At 47.7% G+C, this 22,981-nt stretch carries 22 protein-coding genes; 7 read left to right on the top strand and 15 right to left on the bottom strand.

Translation table 11 applies throughout. The features are described 5' to 3' along the window. Positions 1–27: 27 nt before the first annotated feature. Positions 28–867, top strand: coding sequence for a symmetrical bis(5'-nucleosyl)-tetraphosphatase (locus tag ICU98_RS01250; RefSeq protein ID WP_215334851.1), 840 nt, complete (start codon positions 28–30; stop codon positions 865–867). An 18-nt stretch (positions 868–885) separates the two neighbouring features. On the opposite strand, the gene hemL is transcribed toward ICU98_RS01250, so the two are convergent. The 10 genes from hemL to ICU98_RS01200 all read right to left on the bottom strand — a co-directional run bounded on the left by hemL (position 886) and on the right by ICU98_RS01200 (position 11,335). Further along, the gene (gene hemL, locus ICU98_RS01245) at positions 886–2,181 is read right to left on the bottom strand and encodes a glutamate-1-semialdehyde 2,1-aminomutase (RefSeq protein ID WP_215352340.1); all 1,296 of its coding nucleotides are present in this window, start codon (positions 2,179–2,181) and stop codon (positions 886–888) included. 20 nt (positions 2,182–2,201) lie between these two features. Then, positions 2,202–2,372 (bottom strand): rubredoxin, encoded by a 171-nt coding sequence (locus tag ICU98_RS01240; protein WP_215352339.1) that lies wholly within the window; start codon positions 2,370–2,372, stop codon positions 2,202–2,204. Between the two features lie 62 nt (positions 2,373–2,434). Then, on the bottom strand, positions 2,435–3,865 hold the full coding sequence (locus ICU98_RS01235; protein WP_215352338.1) for a class I SAM-dependent RNA methyltransferase: 1,431 nt from the start codon (positions 3,863–3,865) through the stop codon (positions 2,435–2,437). Positions 3,866–3,888: 23 nt separating this feature from the next. Then, positions 3,889–4,314, bottom strand: coding sequence for a CopD family protein (locus ICU98_RS01230; protein WP_215336939.1), 426 nt, complete (start codon positions 4,312–4,314; stop codon positions 3,889–3,891). A gap of 15 nt (positions 4,315–4,329) precedes the next feature. Next, a complete protein-coding gene (locus tag ICU98_RS01225) occupies positions 4,330–5,607 on the bottom strand; it encodes a glutamate-5-semialdehyde dehydrogenase (protein ID WP_215352337.1) in 1,278 nt (425 codons plus the stop codon). Between the two features lie 8 nt (positions 5,608–5,615). Continuing rightward, on the bottom strand, positions 5,616–6,674 hold the full coding sequence (gene holA, locus ICU98_RS01220; RefSeq protein WP_215352336.1) for a DNA polymerase III subunit delta: 1,059 nt from the start codon (positions 6,672–6,674) through the stop codon (positions 5,616–5,618). An 18-nt stretch (positions 6,675–6,692) separates the two neighbouring features. Then, positions 6,693–7,253 carry an LPS assembly lipoprotein LptE gene (gene lptE, locus ICU98_RS01215; protein WP_215352335.1) on the bottom strand — a complete coding sequence of 187 codons (561 nt, stop codon included), beginning with the start codon at positions 7,251–7,253 and terminating at the stop codon, positions 6,693–6,695. Positions 7,254–7,282: 29 nt separating this feature from the next. Beyond that, on the bottom strand, positions 7,283–9,961 hold the full coding sequence (gene leuS, locus ICU98_RS01210; protein WP_215352334.1) for a leucine--tRNA ligase: 2,679 nt from the start codon (positions 9,959–9,961) through the stop codon (positions 7,283–7,285). 25 nt (positions 9,962–9,986) lie between these two features. Further along, positions 9,987–10,787 carry a 4-hydroxy-tetrahydrodipicolinate reductase gene (gene dapB / locus ICU98_RS01205; protein WP_215352333.1) on the bottom strand — a complete coding sequence of 267 codons (801 nt, stop codon included), beginning with the start codon at positions 10,785–10,787 and terminating at the stop codon, positions 9,987–9,989. A 14-nt stretch (positions 10,788–10,801) separates the two neighbouring features. Continuing rightward, on the bottom strand, positions 10,802–11,335 hold the full coding sequence (locus ICU98_RS01200; RefSeq protein WP_251365359.1) for an outer membrane protein assembly factor BamE: 534 nt from the start codon (positions 11,333–11,335) through the stop codon (positions 10,802–10,804). A gap of 154 nt (positions 11,336–11,489) precedes the next feature. On the opposite strand from ICU98_RS01200, the gene fur reads away from it, so the two are divergent. Continuing rightward, positions 11,490–11,945 carry a ferric iron uptake transcriptional regulator gene (fur, locus tag ICU98_RS01195; RefSeq protein WP_215352331.1) on the top strand — a complete coding sequence of 152 codons (456 nt, stop codon included), beginning with the start codon at positions 11,490–11,492 and terminating at the stop codon, positions 11,943–11,945. Positions 11,946–12,015: 70 nt separating this feature from the next. Here the strand turns inward: fur and gap are convergent, their stop codons facing one another. Both gap and tkt read right to left on the bottom strand, forming a co-directional pair. Then, the gene (gene gap / locus ICU98_RS01190; RefSeq protein ID WP_215352330.1) at positions 12,016–13,044 is read right to left on the bottom strand and encodes a type I glyceraldehyde-3-phosphate dehydrogenase; all 1,029 of its coding nucleotides are present in this window, start codon (positions 13,042–13,044) and stop codon (positions 12,016–12,018) included. 43 nt (positions 13,045–13,087) lie between these two features. Then, positions 13,088–15,079 carry a transketolase gene (gene tkt / locus ICU98_RS01185; RefSeq protein WP_251365358.1) on the bottom strand — a complete coding sequence of 664 codons (1,992 nt, stop codon included), beginning with the start codon at positions 15,077–15,079 and terminating at the stop codon, positions 13,088–13,090. A gap of 44 nt (positions 15,080–15,123) precedes the next feature. On the opposite strand from tkt, the gene ICU98_RS01180 reads away from it, so the two are divergent. Continuing rightward, on the top strand, positions 15,124–15,867 hold the full coding sequence (locus ICU98_RS01180) for a 16S rRNA (uracil(1498)-N(3))-methyltransferase (protein ID WP_215352329.1): 744 nt from the start codon (positions 15,124–15,126) through the stop codon (positions 15,865–15,867). A gap of 4 nt (positions 15,868–15,871) precedes the next feature. Here the strand turns inward: ICU98_RS01180 and ICU98_RS08895 are convergent, their stop codons facing one another. Then, positions 15,872–16,492, bottom strand: coding sequence for a barstar family protein (locus ICU98_RS08895; RefSeq protein WP_251365357.1), 621 nt, complete (start codon positions 16,490–16,492; stop codon positions 15,872–15,874). A gap of 128 nt (positions 16,493–16,620) precedes the next feature. Continuing rightward, positions 16,621–18,945, bottom strand: coding sequence for an NADP-dependent malic enzyme (locus ICU98_RS01170; RefSeq protein ID WP_215352328.1), 2,325 nt, complete (start codon positions 18,943–18,945; stop codon positions 16,621–16,623). Between the two features lie 85 nt (positions 18,946–19,030). On the opposite strand from ICU98_RS01170, the gene thiL reads away from it, so the two are divergent. The 3 genes from thiL to ICU98_RS01155 are packed head-to-tail and all read left to right on the top strand — an operon-like array spanning position 19,031 to position 21,097. Continuing rightward, complete coding sequence (gene thiL / locus ICU98_RS01165) at positions 19,031–20,056, top strand: thiamine-phosphate kinase (RefSeq protein WP_215352327.1); 1,026 nt, start codon at positions 19,031–19,033, stop codon at positions 20,054–20,056. Beyond that, positions 20,053–20,616 (top strand): phosphatidylglycerophosphatase A, encoded by a 564-nt coding sequence (locus ICU98_RS01160; protein ID WP_215352326.1) that lies wholly within the window; start codon positions 20,053–20,055, stop codon positions 20,614–20,616. The genes thiL and ICU98_RS01160 overlap by 4 nt, the downstream gene beginning before the upstream one ends. A 1-nt stretch (position 20,617) precedes the next feature. Continuing rightward, positions 20,618–21,097 (top strand): CinA family protein, encoded by a 480-nt coding sequence (locus ICU98_RS01155; RefSeq protein WP_215352325.1) that lies wholly within the window; start codon positions 20,618–20,620, stop codon positions 21,095–21,097. Here the strand turns inward: ICU98_RS01155 and corA are convergent, their stop codons facing one another. Next, positions 21,098–22,063 (bottom strand): magnesium/cobalt transporter CorA, encoded by a 966-nt coding sequence (gene corA / locus ICU98_RS01150; protein ID WP_215272068.1) that lies wholly within the window; start codon positions 22,061–22,063, stop codon positions 21,098–21,100. It abuts the gene before it with no gap. A gap of 74 nt (positions 22,064–22,137) precedes the next feature. Here corA and pyrF point away from each other — a divergent pair, with 74 nt between their 5' ends. Beyond that, on the top strand, positions 22,138–22,980 hold the full coding sequence (gene pyrF, locus ICU98_RS01145; RefSeq protein WP_215352324.1) for an orotidine-5'-phosphate decarboxylase: 843 nt from the start codon (positions 22,138–22,140) through the stop codon (positions 22,978–22,980). Position 22,981 lies beyond the last annotated feature (1 nt).

Here is a 22,981-nt window from a genome sequence, read left to right as displayed (position 1 = left end):
TTTTTTGATTCCGCTTTAGAATTTGGCATGAGCAAAATCTTTGCAGTGGGTGACGTCCAAGGATGTGCCCCTTCTCTCAAAAAATTGGTTAGCAAGCTGCCTGAAAAATCAAAAATGATTTTCTTGGGAGACTTGGTAAATCGTGGTCCCGATTCTTTGGGAAGCTTGCGTCTGCTCAAACGGCTTCAAGAGAAGGGTCGGATCGAATGCATTCTCGGCAATCATGATCTTCATCTATTGGCAATTGATGCTGGAATTCGCAAACCCCGAGGTCTTGATACCGTAGACAAAATTCTCACAGCGCCTGATCGTAAAGAATTGATTCATTGGTTACGAAATCGCCCCTTAGCACTCAATAAAGGAAAGTTCTTAGCAGTACATGCTGGTGTGCTGCCTCAATGGACCATCGATCAGACGATTGAATATGCCCAAGAAGTAGAAAAAGCGCTGCGCAAAAAAACATATAAAGATTTCTTGGCCAATATGTATGGCAACACTCCCACAAAGTGGAGTAATTCACTCAGTGGATATGAGCGCCTGCGTGTCATCACGAACGCCTTAACTCGCTTACGCTTCTGCACCCCAACAGGTCGCATGGAATTTGTCAGCAAAGAAGGCTTGAAGGCTGGCCCTAAAGGCTATATGCCTTGGTTTATGGTGCCCAATCGAAAAACTAAGGATGCCTTAATCTACTTTGGGCATTGGTCCACGCTCGGACTGCTCAAGCGTGGCAATGTCATTGGTTTAGATACGGGCTGTGTGTGGGGCGGAAAACTCAGCGCTCTAGAAATTCCAGAATCTGGGACAAGTTCACGAAAACTCCAACTCGTTCAAGTGGCTGGCTACGATCACCCGCTGCGGATGTAAATATCGCAGTGTTGCTGCTTACTGAATCTTCTGAAAAGATTTTTCTGCCGCTTGAATAATTTGCTCCACAACCGCATTGTCGTGCGCAATAGAAGTAAAGCCTGCCTCATAGGCTGAAGGCGCCAAGTAAACACCTTCATCAAGCATCGCATGAAAAAATAGCTTGAATGCTTCAATATTTGATTGAGTGACTTCAGCAAATGAAGTTGGTACTGCTGATGTGAAGTAAAAACCAAACATACCGCCTACGCTATCGACTGCAAAAGGGACTCCTGCTTGATCGGCCGCCGTCTTTAATCCCAGCATCAGTTTTTCTGTCTGCCCAGCAAGGCACTCATAAAAGCCTTCTCTTGCGACAATCTCTAAGGTTTTTAATCCTGCAGCTACGGCAACTGGATTACCAGACAGTGTGCCGGCTTGATATACCGTCCCCAGTGGCGCAAGCTTGGACATGATCTCCTGCTTGCCACCAAAAGCCGCCATCGGCATACCACCCCCCATCACCTTACCCAAGCAGGTGAGGTCAGGAGTGATGCCTTGGAGTGACTGCGCCCCACCTAATGCGACGCGAAATCCAGTCATCACTTCATCGTAAATCAGTACAGCGCCATGCTGGGCGGTGAGGTTTCTGATCGCAGCTAAGAATTCTGGCTTAGCTTTAATCAAATTCATATTGCCAGCAATCGGCTCCAGAATCACCGCAGCAATGTGATCGCCCTGCTTCTGAAAGACTGCCTCTATGGCAGATGTATCGTTATAAGGCAGGACTAATGTGTGTTTGACGACATCTTGTGGGACACCTCCTGAAGAGGGGGCATTTTGAGTAGAGTCAGCAAATGTGAGTAAACCAGAACCTGCTTTAACCAATAAGCTATCGGCATGGCCGTGATAGCAACCCTCAAACTTCACAATCAAATCACGCCCGGTATATCCGCGCGCCAATCGCAAGGCACTCATCGTTGCTTCGGTGCCGCTCGATACCATGCGGATCTGCTCGATACTGGGCATCAAGCCGCAGATCCGTTCGGCTAATTCAATCTCACCTTCAGTAGGAGCGCCAAAGCTAAAACTGCTCGTTGCTGCTTTTTGAACTGCCTCCACAATTTCAGGATGGGCATGTCCTGCAATCATCGGACCCCAGGACATAATGAGATCGATATAGCGTTTGTTGTCTGCATCCCAAAAATAAGGGCCATTGGCCTTACTAACAAAACGCGGCACTCCACCTACCTGTCGAAATGCCCTAACAGGAGAGTTCACTCCCCCTGGAATGACTTTTTGCGCACGCTCAAATAAAACCTCGTTTTGTCCCACGATCTATTCCTGTCGCAGACTTAAATAGCCATCATTTCAAAATCTTCTTTACGCGCACCGCACTCAGGGCAAGTCCAATTGATTGGCACATCTTTCCATAACGTGCCAGGGGCAATACCTTCTTCAGGACATCCCGCTGCTTCGTCATAAACCCAGCCGCAAATGAGGCACATATAGGTCTTAAATTCCATTGCTCACTCCATTTTGTATTTGATTTAGCTTAATTATTCACTATTGCCAATAAATCGGCTCACTATGCAACTGAGTCTCTTTTAGCGTGCATCTCAAATTTAAAGAGACGGCATTCTAGGGGGCCATTAAATAAGGGGGTGCGCTTAGACTCTTTGATTCTGAGTTGGCCGGGTAAAGCCATATCGGCTGTGAGAACAAAAACACTCCAAGCTCCAAAAGCATCCTTTAAATGCTGACCAAATTGGCGCAAGAACTCGACAAACTGAGGATCCTGCTCCTCTTCCGCTTGTAAACGTTTTAAGGATTCACGACTTGAGCGCTTAGCGATTTGTCGACCCGTTTCTAAATTCTGACTAAAGCGATCCTCTGGCTCTGCTGATTGCTCGTCTGCAGCAGATCGTCCCCTCCCGCCTTTAATCACGAGACGCTCACCATAGGGTGGGTTCAGCAACATGATGGGCTTTTGAGCACCTGCAGGAGGCTTGCTCGCCATTGCATCAATTTGACGAACGATCGGCATATCTGGCAGTTGAGCCCGTTGCCAATTACCTTTAAACATCGCGACCAGTTTTTCATTAATGTCGCTACCACTGATTTGCAAAGACTCTGCCGTGGGAAATTGTTTGCGCTTCTCCAGCATTTCGGCTTTTGAAGCCTCTTTGAGTGCGGTCCATTTCTTGACTTCAGCCTCTACTTGAAATGGCTTGAGGCGCACAAAACCAAAGCCGTGCTCCGAGGTAACCAACGGTCGATAAGCCAGCTTACTCGGTTTGGCACCCTCTCCATATAAACCAGCCCGGATTCCACCAGAAGGAATGGCTAAGGCAATTTGTGCGGCTTCGATCAAGAAAGTACCACTACCGCACATCGGATCAAACAAAGTTTGTGAAGGCTGCCATCCCGTAATGGACAAAATCCCTGCCGCTAAATTTTCCTTGAGCGGTGCATCGCCTTTTTCATCACGCCAGCCTCTCTTAAACAAGGCTTCACCTGAAGTATCAAGGTAAATTGTCATCTGGTTTGCAGTCAAATGAACCTGAACGCGCACATCTGGAAAGGCAGTATCAATACTGGGACGATCGCCTGATACCTCGCGTAATCGATCAACAATGGCATCTTTCACTTTGAGTGTCGCAAAATTCAGACTCTTGAGCGGAGAACGGTGGGCGGTCACATCCACTCGCAAGGTTTGCTGTGGCGTAAACCAATCTTCCCAAGCCAAGCCATGCGTAAGGCGGTATAAGTCCTCTTCCTGTCGATAAGGGGCCTCAGCAAGCTGTAGAAGCACCCGACTGGCAATTCGAGAGTGAAGATTTAAAGCCATTGCGGCAGAGATCGGGCCTGCCAAACCCACCCCGCCCGTTGGGCTGGTGGGTGTTGGATCAATGACCCAATTGCCTAGCGCTTTTGCATCTGGGCGCGCGGCAATGGCTGCCAACTCTTGCGCAAGTGGGGCTTCTAAGCCTCCAGGACAAACAACAAAAAATCTCATGAGGCTGGCGATCTATAAAGTGATTACGGTTTGATCACTGCCAATGCAGTGATGATGAGCAGGAGAAGAACTGGCACTTCATTAAACCAGCGATACCAAATGCCTGAGCGAGTGTTACGTCCCTGACGAAATTTTTGCAATAGACTCCAGCAAGCATGGTGGTAGCCAATCACCAGAATCACACAGAATAATTTGGCGTGCAACCAGGCGTCGCCCATCCCAATTCCAAAATACAACCATAGCAATAAACCGCACAAGAGTGCAGGAATCGCCAGGATAGTCATAAAACGAAACAGGCGCTCTGCCATCCCCAAAAGACGAGCATAGGCTTCAGTATTTTTTTCTTCAGCCAAATTGACATAAATACGAGGCAAATAAAATAGCCCAGCAAACCAAGAAGCAATCAAAACGATATGGATCGTCTTAGTCCAGAGATACCCATTACCCATGCTTAACCTTTAATCTTAAGTGCGAATTTCACCGTGACCCATCACGATGTACTTCAATGAAGTTAGGCCCTCCAAGCCAACTGGTCCGCGAGCATGCAGCTTGTCGTTCGATATTCCGATTTCAGCACCTAGGCCATATTCAAAGCCATCGGCAAAACGTGTGCTGGCATTGACCATCACGCTCGCACTATCCACTTCACGCAAGAAGCGATTGGCATGAGCTTGATTATTTGTAATGATGGCATCGGTATGCTTACTGCCATAACGCTCGATATGGCCCATAGCCTCATCAAGATTTGCGACCGTTTTAATCGATAAGATGGGTGCCAGATACTCCGTTGACCAATCTTCCTCTTGAGCGTCTACCAAGCCTTTAAAGCCTGCAGACTCGAGCGTCTTGCGGGTGGCGGCATCGACACGTAACTCTACGCCCTTATCTTGGTAAATCTTGCAAAGGGTAGGCAATACTTGGGAAGCAATATTCTGATTAACCAATAAAGTTTCCATGGCATTACATGGCGCATAGCGCTGCGTTTTAGCGTTATCACAAATCTTCACAGCCATTGCTAAATCCGCATCAGCATCAATATAGGTATGACAAATACCATCCAAGTGCTTAATCATGGGCACTCGTGCTTCTGACATTAAACGCGCAATCAAACTCTTACCACCACGAGGTACGATGACATCGATATATGCAGTCATGGTGATCATTTCACCAACCGCAGCTCGGTCTACCGTCTCGACCACTTGCACAGCATCTTGCGGCAGACCAGCGGCACTTAAGCCGGTTTGGATCATTTTTGCCAAAAGGGTATTTGAATGAATTGCCTCTGATCCGCCACGTAATATCACCGCATTGCCAGATTTTAGACAAAGAGCAGCTGCATCAATCGTGACATTTGGACGGGATTCGTAGATGATGCCAATCACTCCCAATGGCACTCGCATTTGTGAGATCTCGATTCCAGAAGGCTGCTTTTTTGCTGCGCTCAACTGACCAATGGGATCTGCAAGCGTAACAATTTGCTCCAACCCTAACGCCATACTTTCAATCGTTTTGGATGTCATAGTTAAACGATCAATAAAAGCTGCATCCTGACCATTTTCTTTTGCTTGCTGAACGTCAAGTAAATTGACGCGCACAATTTCAGCAGCGTTCTCACGTATGACCTTAGCAATCTGAGTAAGGGCTTGATTTTTTTGTTCGTTTGATGCGCGCGCCATCGCTCTCGATGCCACTCGAGCTCTTTGACCCATCTCTTGCATCATCTGTTTAATAGAAGTACTCATATATTTTCTTAACGCAATAAATTACCGACTAAACGCAAACCATCCCAAGGATCTCCCGGAAGTTCGGCAGCATGCAATCCTTTTGACTGACGATCTAAGCCAGCCGCAACCTGTATAGCCTGACGTAATCGAGAGGCCTGAACCCGCTTTAATGCAGCGGGATAAAGCCTTTCTTTATTACCCCAAACCCGATTAGCCCGCAATAATTGCTGAACAGACTCACCAGCATCACTTGCTGCCTTTAACTTAGATAGTAGCCGAAGCTCTTCGGTTACGCTCCAGAGAATCAACACCAAAGGTTCACCCTCGCCCTTGAGACCATCGAGCATCCGATTGATCCGAGGCAAATCTCCTGCCAGCATCGCCTCGCTAAGCTCAAATACGTTATATCGAGCAACCTTCAAAATCGCTGAACGAATTTGCTCCTCTGATAACTGACCTGCAGGATACAGAAGCCCTAGTTTCTGAATTTCTTGATGGGCAGCAATCAAGTTACCTTCGACCTGCTCCGCAATAAATTCCAGGGCGCGCTGACCTTCAGGCCCGCTTTGAGTGGTTTGCCCCTGTTTTTGGAGGCGTCCTGCAATCCAATGGGGTAAGTGACTACGATCTAGAGAGTCGATTTGAATCGCCATACCTGCTTCGTCGAGACTACCGAACCATGTTGAAGATTTAGTCTTCATATCCAATCTAGGCAAAACAATACACACAATGGTCTCTGGACCGTCTAGATTGGATTGAGAGGCGACTTGTGCAGCAAATTGTTTCAGTGCGTCTGCGCCATCCCGACCGGGCTTACCTGTCGGAATCCGCAATTCGATCCAGCGCCGATCGCCAAATAAGGACATTGTTTGGCCTGCATTGAGTAGTGCGCTCCAATCAAAACCACGCTCTTGTAACATCACCTCACGCTCGGTATACCCTAGCTGTCTTGCCTTGGAGCGCAATTGATCCATTGCTTCCATCATCAATAAGGGCTCATCACCACTAAAAACATATAGCGGAGAAAAATGACTAGCTGCAGTTAATGACTTGAGATGAGCCTGAAAGGCATCCGTTTTAACCATGCGAGATATTCGTATGCTCTAGAAACTTTTAGCTTGTGGGGCTTTAGCAGATGCAGCAACGCGACGCAAAATTTGAATTGCTAAATCAGACCGCATGACACCGAGAAATTGCTGCTTTTGAGCGTCCACCGCCAAAACGGTTGACACCGAGAAGTCCAAGTCTCGTGTCACATAAATTTCTGAATCGGGGACGATTTCACCACCAGCAGTATCGTAAGCTCTGAAGCCTGCTCGAATATTCAGGCGATAGGCGGAAACTTGGCCGTTCGAGTTGTAAGCCAAAATTTCTTCACCTGAAGTATCGTTAATAATCTCCAGAATCAGATCGGCATCCTTGGGATTGATCGCCACCTTGGCATCCGTTCCCGTCAGAATCACTCTCTGCAAATCTGCACGCAATGGTGGGGATGGATTACCAGTAATAGCAATAACCTTATATGGGATTGCGACCATCCCCCGCATGCGATAACCACAGCCCGCAAGAGAAATGATTGGCAAGGCTCCAAACAAAGCAAGTAAAGACCTTCTTTGGGGGCTAAGCAATGCGATTTCAAGTTGTGGCTTGCTGGTTCTCTTCATTTGCCCGGTATTTCAATTTAATAAGTTTGTTAAGCCACAATATTAACGAGGCGGCCAGGAACCACAATCACTTTTTTAGGAATTGCCCCATCCAGCGCTTTAATGGCTGGTGTGCTCTGCAAAGCTAGAGACTCGATTTGCTCTTTAGTGGCCTCTGCTGGCACCCGAATCTCGCCCCTGAGCTTGCCGTTGATTTGCAACATGAGATTGATTTCTGTCTGAATGAGGGCACTCTCATCTACCACTGGCCATGGTGCATCCAATAGGGGCCCAAAAGCAGGGGCATATCCCAAGTCCTGCCACAGCACATGGGTCATGTGCGGCACAACGGGATAAAGAATACGCAACAAGATACTGATGCATTCAGCCAATACAGGGGTACCGATGGCGCATGCCTCGTTCAACTTAAATGGCTCAAGCAAGTTCAGCATTTTCATAGCCGCAGAAACCACCGTATTGTATTGGCGACGTTGATAATCAAAATTCGCTTGCTTCAAAATGTGATGCACCTCACGGCGCAATTCTTTTTCTGCATCGGTGAGCTTAGAAGGGATCGCTAGATCTATCTTGCTCATTGCACTAATGATCGGCGCTTGACTGCTCGCATAAACCCACACACGCCGCAAGAAACGGGATGCACCATCTACGCCTGCGCCGGACCACTCCAATTGCTGCTCAGGAGGTGCAGCGAACATCGTAAATAAACGAGCGGTATCTGCACCATATTCATCAATCAGCGACTGTGGATCAACACCATTATTTTTACTCTTCGACATCTTCTCAACACCGCCAATCATGACTTGTGTTGAAGGATCTCCTGTTAATTTGGCGCCCAGCGGACGACCCTTGTCATCCAGCTCTAACTCGACATCCAAAGGATTGAGCCAAGTCTTTTTGCCTGAAGCATCCTCAGAGTAATAGGTTTCATTCAGAACCATACCCTGCGTTAATAAATTTTGAAAAGGTTCTTTAAAAGAAATGAGGCCTAAGTCAAACATAACCTTAGTCCAAAAACGCGCATACAGTAAATGCAAAATAGCGTGCTCAATACCACCGATATATTGATCCATCGGCATCCAGTATTCGTTTCGGGCATCGACCATCGAATCTGCGCCCGGGTTTGCATAGCGCATGAAATACCAAGACGAATCAACGAAGGTATCCATAGTGTCAGTTTCCCGCTTGGCAGGCTTACCGCATTTAGGACACTTCACGTTAATGAAGTCAGCACGCTTATTAAGTGGATTACCACTACCGTCTGGAACGCAGTCCTCTGGTAATACCACCGGCAGATCTGCTTCAGGCACTGGAACCGCACCGCAACCAGGGTGCTGCTCATCACCACAGTGAATAATCGGAATGGGGGTACCCCAATAACGCTGACGGGAGATACCCCAATCGCGCAAACGATAAGTCGTTTTAATTTCTCCAACGCCAAGCTTAGCTAAATCATCAGCTACCGCCTGGAAGGCCTCATCATGAGACATTCCATCGTAGCGACCGCTATTGAGGCATTCAACCGAGTCCTTCTGTGCATACCAGTCTTGCCAATGCGTAGCATTGAACATGGAGGAAGCACCTTTTTGGGCGATCACTTGCTTGATTGGCAACTCGTATTTCAGGGCAAAAGCAAAGTCACGCTCATCATGTGCCGGCACACCCATCACGGCACCATCGCCATAGGACATCAAAACATAATTGCCTACCCAAACAGGAATAGGCTCATCCGTGAAAGGATGCGTCACATATAAGCCCGTGAACATACCTTCTTTTTCTTGGGTGGCGAGATCAGCTTCAATCACACTGCCCTGCTTGCATTTCTCAATAAAACGAGCCAACTCTGGATTGCTTGCAGCAGCCTTAGTTGCCAATGGATGCTCGGCAGCTACAGCACAGAAAGTGACGCCCATAATCGTATCTGGGCGGGTGGTAAAAACATACAAGCGACCATCCTGAATAAACTGGCCATCATGTCCTTTTATCTCATGCTTAAAAGAGAAGCGAACGCCTTTGCTTTTACCAATCCAATTTTGCTGCATGGTCTTGACGCGCTCCGGCCAACCTAAATCTTCCAGGCCATCTAAGAGGGATTCTGCATAAGCAGTAATGTTGAAGTAGTAACCAGGAATTTCGCGTTTCTCAACTAAAGCACCAGAACGCCAGCCACGCCCATCGATTACTTGTTCGTTGGCTAAAACCGTTTGATCAATGGGATCCCAATTCACTACTTGAGTTTTGCGATAAGCAATCCCTTTTTCCAACATCTTTAAAAAGAGCCACTGATTCCAGCGGTAGTAATCGGGACTGCAAGTAGCCACCTCTCTAGACCAGTCAATTGCAAGGCCCATTGCAGCCATTTGCTTCTTCATATAAGCAATGTTGTCGTAGGTCCATTTTGCAGGAGGTACTTTATTCTGAATCGCTGCATTCTCGGCAGGCATACCAAATGCATCCCAGCCCATGGGCATCAAAACGTTATAGCCCTGCATTCGGAGCTGACGTGCCATCACATCATTGATGGTGTAGTTGCGCACGTGACCCATATGCAACTTGCCCGAAGGATAGGGCAACATGGAACAAGCGTAGTACTTCGGCTTTAGATTGCCTGTAGAGTCTTTGGCATCTTCAGTGACGCGATAAACCTGTGCCGACTCCCAGTCAGCTCGTGCTGCCGCTTCTATTTTGCGGTAGTCATAATCCTTGCTCATTCAGAACAACTCTTTTCTTCTTGTTTTAATTACGCAAGCCCAATACATCCTGCATATCGAATAAGCCTGTTGCTTGTTTTTGCAGAAAACGTGCAGCCCGCAAAGAGCCCTGAGCGTAAGACTGGCGGCTAGACGATTTGTGACTAATCTCAATTCGCTCACCTTCGCCTGCGAATAAGACCGTGTGATCCCCCACAATATCGCCACCCCGAATAGTCGCAAAGCCAATGCTGCCCTGCTTACGCTCACCAGTGTGACCTTCACGAGCATATACGGCAACTTCGTCAAGCTTTTCTCCCAGAGCCTCAGCAATCACCTCGCCCATGCGCAAAGCGGTACCGGACGGAGCATCCACTTTATGGCGATGATGCGCTTCGATAACTTCAATGTCATAGCCCTCGCTCAACATTTTTGCTGCGACTTCCAATAACTTAAATGTGACATTCACGCCCACACTCATATTGGGCGCAAACACGATTGCTAAATTTTTAGAAGCGATCTTGAGGGAATCGAGCTGCTCGGCATTCAAGCCGGTAGTGCCAATAATCATTTTGCTACCGGTCTTTTGCGCAATCGCCAAATGCGCCATCGTTCCTTCAGGGCGTGTGAAATCAATCAAGTATTCCGCACCACTTAGTGCAGCAGCAATATCTGCGGTGATCGTGACTCCTGTTTTCTTACCCAAAAATGCACCGGCATCCTCGCCGACCTGAGTAGAGCCAGTATGCTCAAGGGCTCCAACCAGTTGAGCGTCAGGTGTGTTGAGTACTGCCTCGATGAGCATCTTTCCCATCCGACCAGTAGCACCGGCAATTGCAATTTTCATCGTCATCTCTTTGTCTACTGCTTAGTAGTAGTTGTATTGTTATCGCTTGTTGTTGTAGCGCCAGCAGGAAGTGTTGAGCTTGTCGACACGGCCTCAGTTTTGCTAGGAACTAATAATTCGGGTTGTTGCAAGGGAGGAGTTACTGGACCTTTGCCAGTCCCTGTAATTCTTTGCCAAAAGCTGCGTTTGACTTTAGAGTAACCATCAATCTCAGCCACCAATTCCACCTCAGTTGGCAGTGCGTCGCCATCAAATTTCACGACCTTGTTTCCATCAAAAAATATCGTGACACGACGATCTTTTGCGATCTTCTGACCATCACGCTTAAATTCAAACACGTAGTCCCAACGGTTGGCGTGAAAGTAATCTGCAAGCAAAGGAGTTCCCATGATTTGGCGAACCTGTTCACGGGACATCCCTAATTCCAACTTGGAGTACTGTTCGCTGGAAATAAAGTTTCCCTGAACCACATCAGGAACATAGGGTTGAAAAATCTTATTAGCCCAAACACGCTGAGTGTCATCTACCGCGGTAGAGCAAGCACTCATGCCAAGCACCCCCAGCAAAAGCCCAAGAAAGCCAATTAGACGTAAAGATGCATAAAAACCTTCCGTAGAGGGTTTTAAAAAACGACTAAAAAGTTGAGAGCAATTTTGCATAGCTGGCCGTATCATTAAGACATTGATTTTAGCTCCCAAAGCCATGGCCACGAACCAAAACCCTACTACTGCAGATTTACGCGATATTGGCCTCAAAGCCACTGGTCCAAGAATGAAAATCTTGGATTTTTTCCATCAAAATGCGGGCACCCACTTCAGTGCTGAGGATGTCCACGTTGCCTTGGCAAAAGATGACCATGAAATCGGCTTAGCCACCGTTTATCGGGTACTGACCCAATTTGAGCAAGCTGGGTTGCTCCTGAGGAGCCATTTTGAGTCCAGCAAAGGTGACGGTAGGGCAATTTATGAGCTTAACGAAGGACAGCACCATGATCACCTGGTTTGCCTTGACTGCGGCCACGTAGAAGAGTTTGTGGACGAGGCAATTGAAAAAAGACAAAAGGATATTGCCAAAAACCTGGGTTTCAAGCTTCAGGAGCACGCTCTGGCAATGTATGGACACTGTCTCAAGAAAAACTGTAGAAATAAGCAGAAATAATAAAAAAGACCTCAATTTGAGGTCTTTTTCACATAAAACAGGTACTTTTTGGCTTTTTAAGCCATCGAGCTCATTTGACTGCCATCAGGGCTTCAGCAGCGTTGAGCATCTGCACTGAATAACCCCATTCATTGTCGTACCAAGCCAAGACTTTCACTAACTTACCGTCAGCAGAAACTCGGGTCTGTGAAGCGTCATAAATACTGGGACGGGGGTCATGATTGAAGTCGATCGATACCAAAGGCAAGGTATTGAATCCCAAAATGCCTTTTAATTCGCCCTCACTCGCAGCCTTCAAGATCGTACTCACCTCATCCACGCTGGTTGCGCGGCTCGCTGCAAAAGTGAGATCGACCACTGACACATTGATCACTGGGACACGCATCGCAAATCCATCAAAACGTCCAGCCAATGCAGGCAGTACCAAACCTACTGCTTTAGCAGCGCCGGTCTTGGTTGGAATCATGCTACTGACTGCAGAGCGTGCTCGACGCATATCCTTGTGATACACATCGGTGAGCACTTGATCATTCGTAAAGGCATGAATCGTGGTCATCAAACCAGATTCAATACCAATTTTTTCGAGCAGAGGTTTGACTAATGGCGCCAAACAATTTGTAGTGCAACTCGCATTTGAAACAACAATATCACTTGGCTTCAATACATTTTGATTCACGCCATAGACAATCGTCGCATCAACATCCTTTTCGCCTGGAGCAGAAATCAACACCTTCTTAGCGCCCTGCTGAATATGCACCATCGCTTTTTCTTTAGAGGTGAACTTGCCAGAGCATTCCAATACCAAATCGACGCCCAACTCGCCCCAAGGGGTTTCCAATGGATTGCGGGTCGAAAACATCTTGATGCGATCACCATTCACCACCATGCAATCGCCGTCCACCTTCACCTCACCAGGAAAGCGTCCATGGGCTGAGTCATATTGCGTGAGATGGGCATTGATATCAATATCGCCCATCGCATTGATCGCCACAATGTTGATATCACGCCTTGGCTTTCCGTTGGCTTGATCCTCATAAAGGGCGCGCAAGACCATGCGCCCAATTCTTCCATAACCATTAATTGCAACTCGAATCGTCATCTTCTTTTCCTAGCTAATCTTAAATCTATTCGTTAATCAGAACTTATTGCTGACTAATGACTTGTCGAACTGTTTTCGAAATCTGGTCGACAGTTAAACCAAAGTATTCATACAGTTGTGCAGCGGGCGCAGACTCACCAAAGGTATCCACACCATGGACTGCTGCGCAAGCATACTTCCACCAAAAATCACTAACGCCTGCCTCAACTGCAATGCGAGGTACACCAGCTGGCAAGACGCTCGCTTTGTATGCAGGATCTTGCTGATCAAATACGGTAGTAGATGGTATCGAGACAACCCAAATCGCAATACCCTCTTCCTCTAAACGTTCTGCAGTTTGTAATGCCAATCCCACTTCAGAGCCAGTCGCCATAATCACCGCAGCCGGCGTAGATTTGGAACCACGCAAGACGTAGCCGCCCCGCGCAATATCTTTAATTTGCTGCGCACTGCGAGCTACGAAGGGGCAGTTTTGCCGACTGAAAATTAAAGCACTTGGCCCCTGCTTACGCTCTACTGCAGAGGCCCAAGCCACGGCTGTTTCAGAGGTATCGCAAGGACGCCAAACCATCAGGTTTGGAATTAAACGCAAGCTGGCAACATGCTCAACGGATTGATGTGTCGGACCGTCTTCACCCAAACCAATAGAGTCATGGGTAAAAACAAAGATACTCCGTAACTTCATCAAGGCCGCCATCCGGATGGCGTTACGACTGTAGTCTGAGAAAGTTAAAAAGGTACCGCCAAAAGGAATGTAGCCGCCATGCAAAGCAATGCCATTCATGATGGCGCTCATACCGAATTCTCGGACACCATAATTAATGTGATTACCCCATTGATTCGCTCGAACGGGTTTACAAGCGCTCCAATTGGTTAAGTTCGATCCAGTGAGATCAGCAGAGCCACCCATGAATTCTGGAAGTGCGGGAGCTAAAGCCTCGATCGCATTTTGACTTGCCTTACGAGTTGCAATTGTTTCTGCCTTGCTTTGGCAACGCTCTAAATATTCTTTAACAGTCTTACTAAAATCTTTTGATAAATCCCCCTGCATACGACGCTGCAATTCAGAAGCAAGCTCAGGATATTTTGTTTTGTAGGACTGAAAATCTTTATTCCATTCATGCTCTACCGCTTGACCACGCTTTTTAAAATCCCAGGCTTGATAAATATCTTGCGGAATTTCAAAAGGGGCATAAGGCCAATTGAGCGCAACTCGAGTCGCTGCGATTTCATCGGCACCCAATGGAGAGCCATGCACCTTATCGCTGCCAGCCATATTAGGCGCACCCTGACCAATCGCAGTCTTACAGCATATTAAGGAGGGTTTGTCGCTCTTCTTCGCCTGTGCAATTGCCGCAGATACTGCTTCAGCATCATGACCATCCACATTGCGAATCACATTCCAGCCGTAGGCTTCAAAACGTTTAGGCGTGTCTTCATTGAACCAAGACACGACCTTGCCATCGATTGAGATACCGTTGTCATCCCATAAGGCAATCAGTTTATTTAACTTGAGAGTACCTGCCAATGAACAGACTTCATGACTAATGCCCTCCATCAAACAACCATCACCTAAAAATACGTAGGTGTAGTGATTCACGATGTCGTGGCCAGGACGATTAAATTCTTCTGCTAATAATTTTTCAGCAAGCGCCATGCCAACCGCATTAGAGATGCCTTGACCTAATGGACCTGTCGTGGTCTCTACCCCAGGAGTGATTCCATACTCGGGATGCCCAGGCGTTTTACTGTGCAATTGACGGAAATTTTTTAGCTCGCCAATCGGTAAGTCGTAGCCGGTGAGATGCAACAAGGAGTAGAGCAGCATCGAACCATGACCATTGGATAAAACAAAGCGATCGCGGTTCATCCAATGTGGATCCGTTGGATTGTGTTGCAAATGATCGTTCCATAGGGCAACAGCAATATCTGCCATGCCCATCGGCATACCTGGATGCCCCGAGTTTGCTTGTTGAACTGCATCCATTGAAAGAGCGCGAATGGCATTAGCCATTCGAATTTGAAGGTTTGACATCGTAAAAAGGCTCTCTTGGAAAATAAATTGGCTATATTTCAGTAATGCCTCAATTTTATCTTCCCGGGCCATGGGAAACCCAAAAGCCGACTACCCTTAATCCGGAGGTGGCTCATCATCTCCGTGTCAGGCGCATCGAGCCTGGGGAGACCTTTCCCGTCTTTGATGGACGAGGCCAGGTAGCCAGCGCGAAATTGCTCTCTTTGGGTAAAAAAACCGGGGAAGTGGAATTAAGCGCTATTCGGACCGACATCCATCGAGAAACCCCTTACGCTATTACTTTGGCTCAAGCACTAGCTGGCGGCGACAAAATGGATTGGATTGTTGAAAAAGCGGTTGAAACTGGCGCCCAGAAAATCATTCCCTTGCAATGTGAACGCTCTGTCATCAAATTAAATCGTACGAGCGATGCAGAGCGGGCTCAGAAAAGACTGGCGCATTGGCAAGGAATCATTCAAGCGGCTTGCGAACAATGCGATCGAACCGTCCTAGCTGATTTGGAGCATATCCAAAACTTTGAGGAATTTTTGCAGAGCCCTGCTACCTCCTTAAAACTACTTCTGAGTCCAGATGCTACCGCTAGCATGGTCTCGGTGCTGAGCAAAATGCCGCCACAAGATGTCATTTTGCTAATTGGTCCAGAGGGCGGGCATTCACCCGAAGAAGAAGCGCTAGCGCAGGCTGCGGGGTATCAAAAGGTTTCTTTGGGTGAGCGGGTTCTCAGAACAGAAACGGCCGGAATCGTTGCGATTACGGCCGTCAATACTGTCTGGAGCCTAGGCTCCTAAAGGCTTAAGCGAAAGAGTAGAACACTCGATATGGGATGCGACGCTCTGACCAGAAGTCAACAGCATCACGGAACACATCAAGCAAAGTCTCGCGGGCTTCTTTGTCAAATTTTTGTGTGCAAGGCAAGCCTTCCAATACCACTACGAAACCAGGCTGAGGACCCGCCTTATCGACCATCGTTGTCAAAGAATCTAACAATGGATCGAAATTTTTAGCCTGTTGTTTTGTAAACATATACGCATTGGCAATGGCTTCTAAAACCTCGCCCTTAGTCATCGCGTTTGCGCAATTTGCATAAATGAAATGTTGACCAAGTTCACTAGCGGCCTCAGCCAAATCTGGCGTACGGAACGCGCGGATGGACTGAACAATATTAGTGCGCACGCTACGCAACATTGCAGGCGGTCCGGCATCGCGGACTGCTAAAGCAGCACGCCACGAAGCGGTCACTTTTTTTCCGGTAGCTTGGTTAGCTGCAAAATTTTGCAAACGGGATAAACCGCCTTGGGCATAAACGTTGGCTGCTGAAGATTCGGTCTCAAGACGATCAGAGCTATCCCAACTTTCAGCCCGACTATGTTCATCCCAGACTGCTGAGCTGGTGTTTTCAGGTTGATTATTCATGATGGATGCTAGGTTACCCCGATCACGTCATCAAATCAAGCCCGAATTATGTGCTTATTATATAAGTCATTGATTTATATAATATTAATATATGTAAGTAAATACTAACTTACATATATTAATCCCGTTTAGGAAAGCCCTCGTGCGTTGCTAGCAGCCTCTACAACAGTCAAAGCGGTCACATTCACAATCCTGCGGACTGTGGCAGCCGGGGTCAAGATATGAATCGGCTTAGCCACCCCTAAAAGCAGAGGTCCAATGGAAACACCATTACCAGCCGCAGTCTTTAACAAGTTGTAAGAAATGTTGGCAGCGTCAATATTGGGAAGAACGAGGAGATTCGCGTCGCCCTTGAGCGGTGATGAGGTAACCGCGCTAGAACGAATGGATTCGTCTAAAGCACTATCTCCATGCATCTCTCCATCCACTTCAAGAGTGGGATCGGCCTTCTGAATTAAGGCCAAGACTTCACGCATCTTGACTGCTGAAGGCGCATTACTAGAGCCAAAGTTCGAATGCGACAACAGGGCAACTTTAGGCGCAATTCCAAGCTTGCGCATTTCACTTGCAGCCATCAAGGTAATTTCAGCCAACTCTGCGGCACTTGGATCAAGATTAATGTGGGTATCGACCAAGAAGACTTGGCGACCAGGCAAAACCAATCCAGACATTGCGCCATAGACAGTCGCACCAGCTTCGTGACCAATTACTTCATCGATGTACTTGAGGTGCGTTGCCGAATTCCCAACCGTGCCACAAATCATCCCATCAGCCATACCTTTACTGATCAGAATCGAGCCAATTAATGTATGGCGGCGACGCATCTCGAGCTTGGCAAAGGTTTGTGTGACACCTTTGCGCTCGGTAAGCGCAAGATAGGTCTGCCAGAAATCTCTAAAGCGAGCATCACTTTCAGGATTCACAATCTCAAAGTCAACGCCCGGTTTCATGCGCAGGCCAAATTTATCAATCCGATAGTCAATCACCTCAGGGCGACCAATCAAAATTGGTACTGCTAAATTCTCATCCAGCGCAATTTGCACTGCGCGTAACACACGCTCATCCTCACCTTCGGCATAGACAATGCGTTTTTGATTTGCAGGAACCCGTTTAGCAATATTGAATAAGGGTTTCATCAAAGTACCAGAGTGGTACACAAATTGCTGCAACTGATTGCGATAAGCGTCGAAGTCTTTAATTGGACGAAGTGCAACGCCATCATCCATGGCCGCTTTAGCTACTGCTGGTGCAATTGCGGTAATTAAGCGAGGGTCGAATGGCTTCGGAATCAAATAATCGGGGCCAAAGGATAAGTTGTCATTACCGTAAACCGATGTGACTACTTCGCTCTGCTCTGCCTGTGCCAACTCAGCGACAGCCTTGACTGCAGCCACTTCCATGCCGCGGGTAATCGTCGTGGCACCAACGTCTAAAGCCCCACGGAAAATAAATGGGAAACATAGAACGTTGTTTACTTGGTTGGGATAATCGGTACGTCCTGTTGCCATGACAGCATCTGGACGGACTGCCTTGACTTCCTCAGGCAAGATTTCTGGAGTGGGGTTAGCAAGCGCATAAATTAATGGCTTATCAGCCATTTTCTTGACCATGTCTTGCTTTAGTACGCCGCCGGCAGATAAGCCCAAGAAAATATCAGCGCCCTCGATCACTTCCGCCAATGTTCTTAATTTAGTATCTTGGCAGAATGGCTCTTTCTCGGGATCCATTAACTCCTTGCGGCCTTTGTAAGCCACACCCGCTAAATCGGTTACCCATATATTTTCACGAGCAATTCCCAAATCTACCAGCAAGTCTAAACAAGCCAAAGCTGCCGCTCCAGCTCCAGAAGTTACCAGCTTGACCTTACCAAGCTCTTTGCCGACTACCTTAAGGCCATTAATAATCGCCGCAGCGACCACAATCGCGGTGCCATGCTGGTCATCATGAAAGACGGGGATCTTCATGCGCGCTTGAAGTTTGCGTTCAACCACGAAACAATCAGGCGCCTTGATATCTTCAAGATTAATGCCGCCGAAGGTAGGCTCGAGTGCTGCAATGATCTCCACTAATTTATCGGGATCGTTTTCATTGACTTCGATATCGAAAACATCAATGCCTGCAAATTTTTTAAAGAGGACAGACTTCCCCTCCATTACGGGTTTACTTGCAAGCGGTCCAATATTGCCTAATCCTAAGACTGCGGTGCCGTTGGTGATGACGCCCACCAAGTTACCACGAGCGGTATAACGAAATGCATTTGCGGGGTCTTTAGCAATCTCCTCACAGGCAGCGGCAACACCCGGGGTGTAGGCTAGTGCTAGATCGCGTTGATTAGTGAGCTGTTTAGTGGGGGCAATTTCAATTTTGCCGGGCACTGGAAACTCGTGATAGTGAAGGGCTGCTTCTCTTAAGGATGCAATTTGTTGCTCTTTGGTATCGCCAGATGAACTCATGAAATTACTCGTCAATAAAACAGAATGAAGACTGTAATTCTATTCCTCCTAGATGACTTACTTCCAAGCACCCTAAAATGAGGGCATGACTTCTCCTTCCAGCAAGCCAATTTCTGAATTTGAGCTGATTGAGGCATTTTTTAAATCCAAGGCAAAAGCCATGGGTTTTTCAGATGACTCAGGGATTGTGATGGGCATTGGGGATGATTGCGCGTTAGTGGCTGCCAAAGCCCATGAAGAGCTCACAGTGACCACCGATATGCTGGTTGAAGGTCGGCACTTTTTTAGCGACGCTAACCCTGAATGGCTGGGCTACAAAGCCCTGGCAGCCAACCTCTCAGACCTGGCGGCGATGGGCGCTAAGCCCTTAGGCTTTACGCTTGCGCTGGCCCTCCCTCAAGCCGATAGCCACTGGCTGGAATCCTTTAGCAATGGCCTGTTTCAAGCGGCCAAGGAATTTTCTTGCCCTTTAATTGGTGGAGATACCTGCAAGGGGCCTCTCAATATCTGTATTAGCGCCCTAGGCACTGTTGCAAAGGGGGCAGCCATTAAACGTTCAGGTGCTAAGCCCGGAGATCAGATTTGGGTCTCTGGCTCCTTAGGTGATGCGAGACTCGCACTTGCTGCACTGCGTCATGAAATTGATTTGCCTGCTGATCAACTCAAAATAATTGAGGCTCGCCTACATCAACCCACCCCCAGAGTGGCATTGGGAATCGCGTTACAGAATTTTGCTAGCGCAGCCCTAGACGTCTCCGACGGTCTGCTAGGCGACCTGCAACACATTCTGGATGCTTCTCAGGTAGATGCCAATATTTTCTTGGCAAACTTACCTAAATCCAAAACCCTGCTTCGACAGAGTCAAGCATTACAGGATCAATGCGCAGCCAATGGTGGTGATGATTATGAAATCTGCTTTACTGCCGCCGCTGAAAATACATCAGCAATTGAAGCGCTAAGTAAAGAACTGTCCCTAGCACTAACTCGTATTGGAGAAATCCACACTCCCGCATCTACCGAAGCGAAGATCACCTTAATTGGTCGGGATGGTCAACAATGGAGTGCCGAAGCTGGGGCAAAATTAATGCAATCATTTGATCACTTCGCATGAAGCTCCCCATCAAACTTCCCAGCAACTCACCCTCCTTTAAGTGGGTATTTCAAACTGCGGGTCGCACACTCGCATTTGGTTTTGGCAGCGGTCTCAGCCCCATCGCACCGGGCACCGCAGGCACGCTGTGGGCATGGGGGGCCTTCTACCTTGGGCAAACTATTTTTTCTTCAGAAGATTGGCTTTGGGTCATCGCTTTGAGCTTTGTACTGGGCTGCTCGGTCTGCGGTCAAGTTAGCGAAGAGTTGGGTAAAAAAGATTTCGGCGGTATTGTTTGGGATGAGATTGTGGCCTTCTGGCTAGTGCTAGTCATCATCATGCCAACCGCAATTTGGCTGCAAGCGATTGCATTTATTCTCTTTCGGTTTTTTGATGCCATCAAGCCTGGTCCAATCGGGATGATCGATCGTTACTTCAAAGCTACTGAAGATGCTCAATCGGCCAGCACCTACTCACTGAAAGCCAATCTATGGCAGGGCTTTGGCATCATGATTGACGATCTCGCTGCTGCTTTTTTTACGCTTCTCGTGATCGCACTTGGACAATCTCTACTCAAATAATATGCATTCATCATCTAGCTTGGCAAAAGCGTTATCCCTCGTCCTGATCCAAAAATCGTGGAAGATTGCGCTTGCAGAATCCTGTACTGGCGGCCTCGTTTGTGCCACGCTAACCGAGCTAGCTGGATCAAGCGATTGGTTTGAGAGAGGCTACATCACTTATAGCAATGTAGCTAAAGCAGAGTGTCTTGGAGTGCCTCCTGAAACGATTGAATCATTTGGGGCAGTGAGTGAGCCAGTGGCTAAAGCGATGGCTGAAGGTGCCCGAAGAAATGCAGCAGTCAATGTGGGCGTTGCTATCACCGGCATCGCGGGTCCTACGGGTGGATCACCACAGAAGCCAGTTGGAACGGTCTGCTTTGCCTGGTCGGTGATGGAGTCGACGGTTTGCAAAACCCAATTATTTACTGGCGATCGACAAGAGATTCGTGAGCAGGCTTGTGCTTACGCTTTAACAGAGCTGCTGACGCTGCTGAAATAATTACTTCATCCAACCTTTATGGTGGAAATACCATAAAGGAATAATGGCTGATACCACCATTAAGCCCAATGCGGCTGGGTATCCCAAAAAGAGATCCAACTCAGGCATGTACTTGTAGTTCATACCCCAAATACTGGCCAACAGGGTTGGCGGCATTAAGGCAACCGATACCACGGAGAAGATTTTAATGATCTTACTTTGGTTCAAGTTAATGAAACCTACCGTCGCATCCATCAAGAAGTTAATCTTATCGAAGAGGAAAGCAGTATGGTTTTCAAGAGAGTCAATGTCACGCAGAATTTGGCGCGCTTCTTCTTGCTGCTCATCTGAGAGTAGTTTGCTGCGCATTAAAAAAGAAAGTGCGCGGCGGGTATCCATCACATTGCGACGAATATGGCCGTTGGTATCTTCTTCTTTAGCGATTGTCTCCAACACTTCAGCTGCGGTGGCATCGTTGATGTCATCCGATAACACTTGGTGTCCTGCACGCTCCAGGTTCTCGTAGACTTCTTCCAAAGCATCAGCAGAATACTCAGCATCAGTTGAATATAAATCCAGCAAAACATCTTTGGCGTTACTGACGGATCCCGGACGCAAACGCGCGCGCAAACGGACCAATCTAAAGACCGGCAAATCTTCGTCATGAATCGAAAATAAAACTTGCTTAGTTAGGACAAAAGCGACCCGAATGTTGCGGGAGACTTCTTCTTCATCCAATAAGAAATCCGTACGAATGTGTAGATGACCATCATCCGCCTCAAAATAGCGAGCAGATGCCTCTAAGTCACCCAAATCATCCAATTCTGGGAGCAAGACACCGAAGGCCTCTTTAATCCAGAGGAGCTCCTCTTCTTCTGGATCAACTACGTCAATCCAAATGGGGTTGGTATATTGCAATAATTCATTGCGATCTTCGACTTGCTCTTGAGAGAGGCGGCCATTTTGCAGGACGAACAAGTTGATCATGGTGAACTCCTAAGGAATGTGCGCTAGTTTATCCTATAGCTCATGACAGTTTCGATAAATGAAGGCTGAAGCCGATGAATACCAAGTCCCCTAGCTTTACCCAGCAACTCCAAGCTGCATGGGCTTCTCAAGGCAGCATGCTGTGTGTGGGTTTTGACCCCGACCCCAAAAGAATACCGGCCTCCTTAGCCGACAAACCTGAGCCCATTTTTAAATTCTGCAAAGCAATTGCTGATGCCACAGCAGATCTTGTCTGCGCCTTCAAGCCCCAAATTGCCTACTTTGCCTCGCAGGGCGCGGAGGCTCAACTCGAGAAACTCATTGCCCACCTCAAGACGCATTACCCCCATATTCCGGTCATTCTAGATGCCAAGCGGGGAGACATTGGTAGTACCGCAGAACATTACGCCCTTGAGGCATTTGAGCGCTATGGTGCAGATGCAGTGACTGTGAATCCCTATATGGGATTCGATTCAATTGAGCCCTATTTGCGTTACCCTGAGAAAGGCGTGATTGTTCTTTGTCGCACCTCCAATCCAGGGGGATCTGATTTGCAATTTCTCCAGAATGCATCATCTGGTGAACCGCTCTATATCGAGGTAGCCAAGCTCGCTGCAAGCAAATGGAATACCTCGGGTCAAATTGGATTAGTCGTTGGCGCTACCTTCCCAGAGGAAATTGCTAAGGTCAGAAATCTAGTCGGCGATATGCCACTGCTCATCCCCGGAATTGGGGCGCAAGGTGGCGATATTGAAGCAACCGTTAAAGCCGGAAGCGTTACTCAAAAACCCGGCACTGGCATGATCATTAATTCCTCTCGAGCGATTTTGTATGCAAGTAGTGGTGAAGACTTTGCTCAAGCCGCAAGAAAAGTAGCGCTGAGCACAAGGGATGCTCTAAACGCCGCTGTAGCTTGAA

Source organism: Polynucleobacter sp. MWH-P3-07-1, assembly GCF_018687555.1.
Lineage (GTDB): Bacteria > Pseudomonadota > Gammaproteobacteria > Burkholderiales > Burkholderiaceae > Polynucleobacter.
Note: the sequence above shows the minus strand (reverse complement) of the source record. Positions and strands in the feature narration are given on the sequence as shown.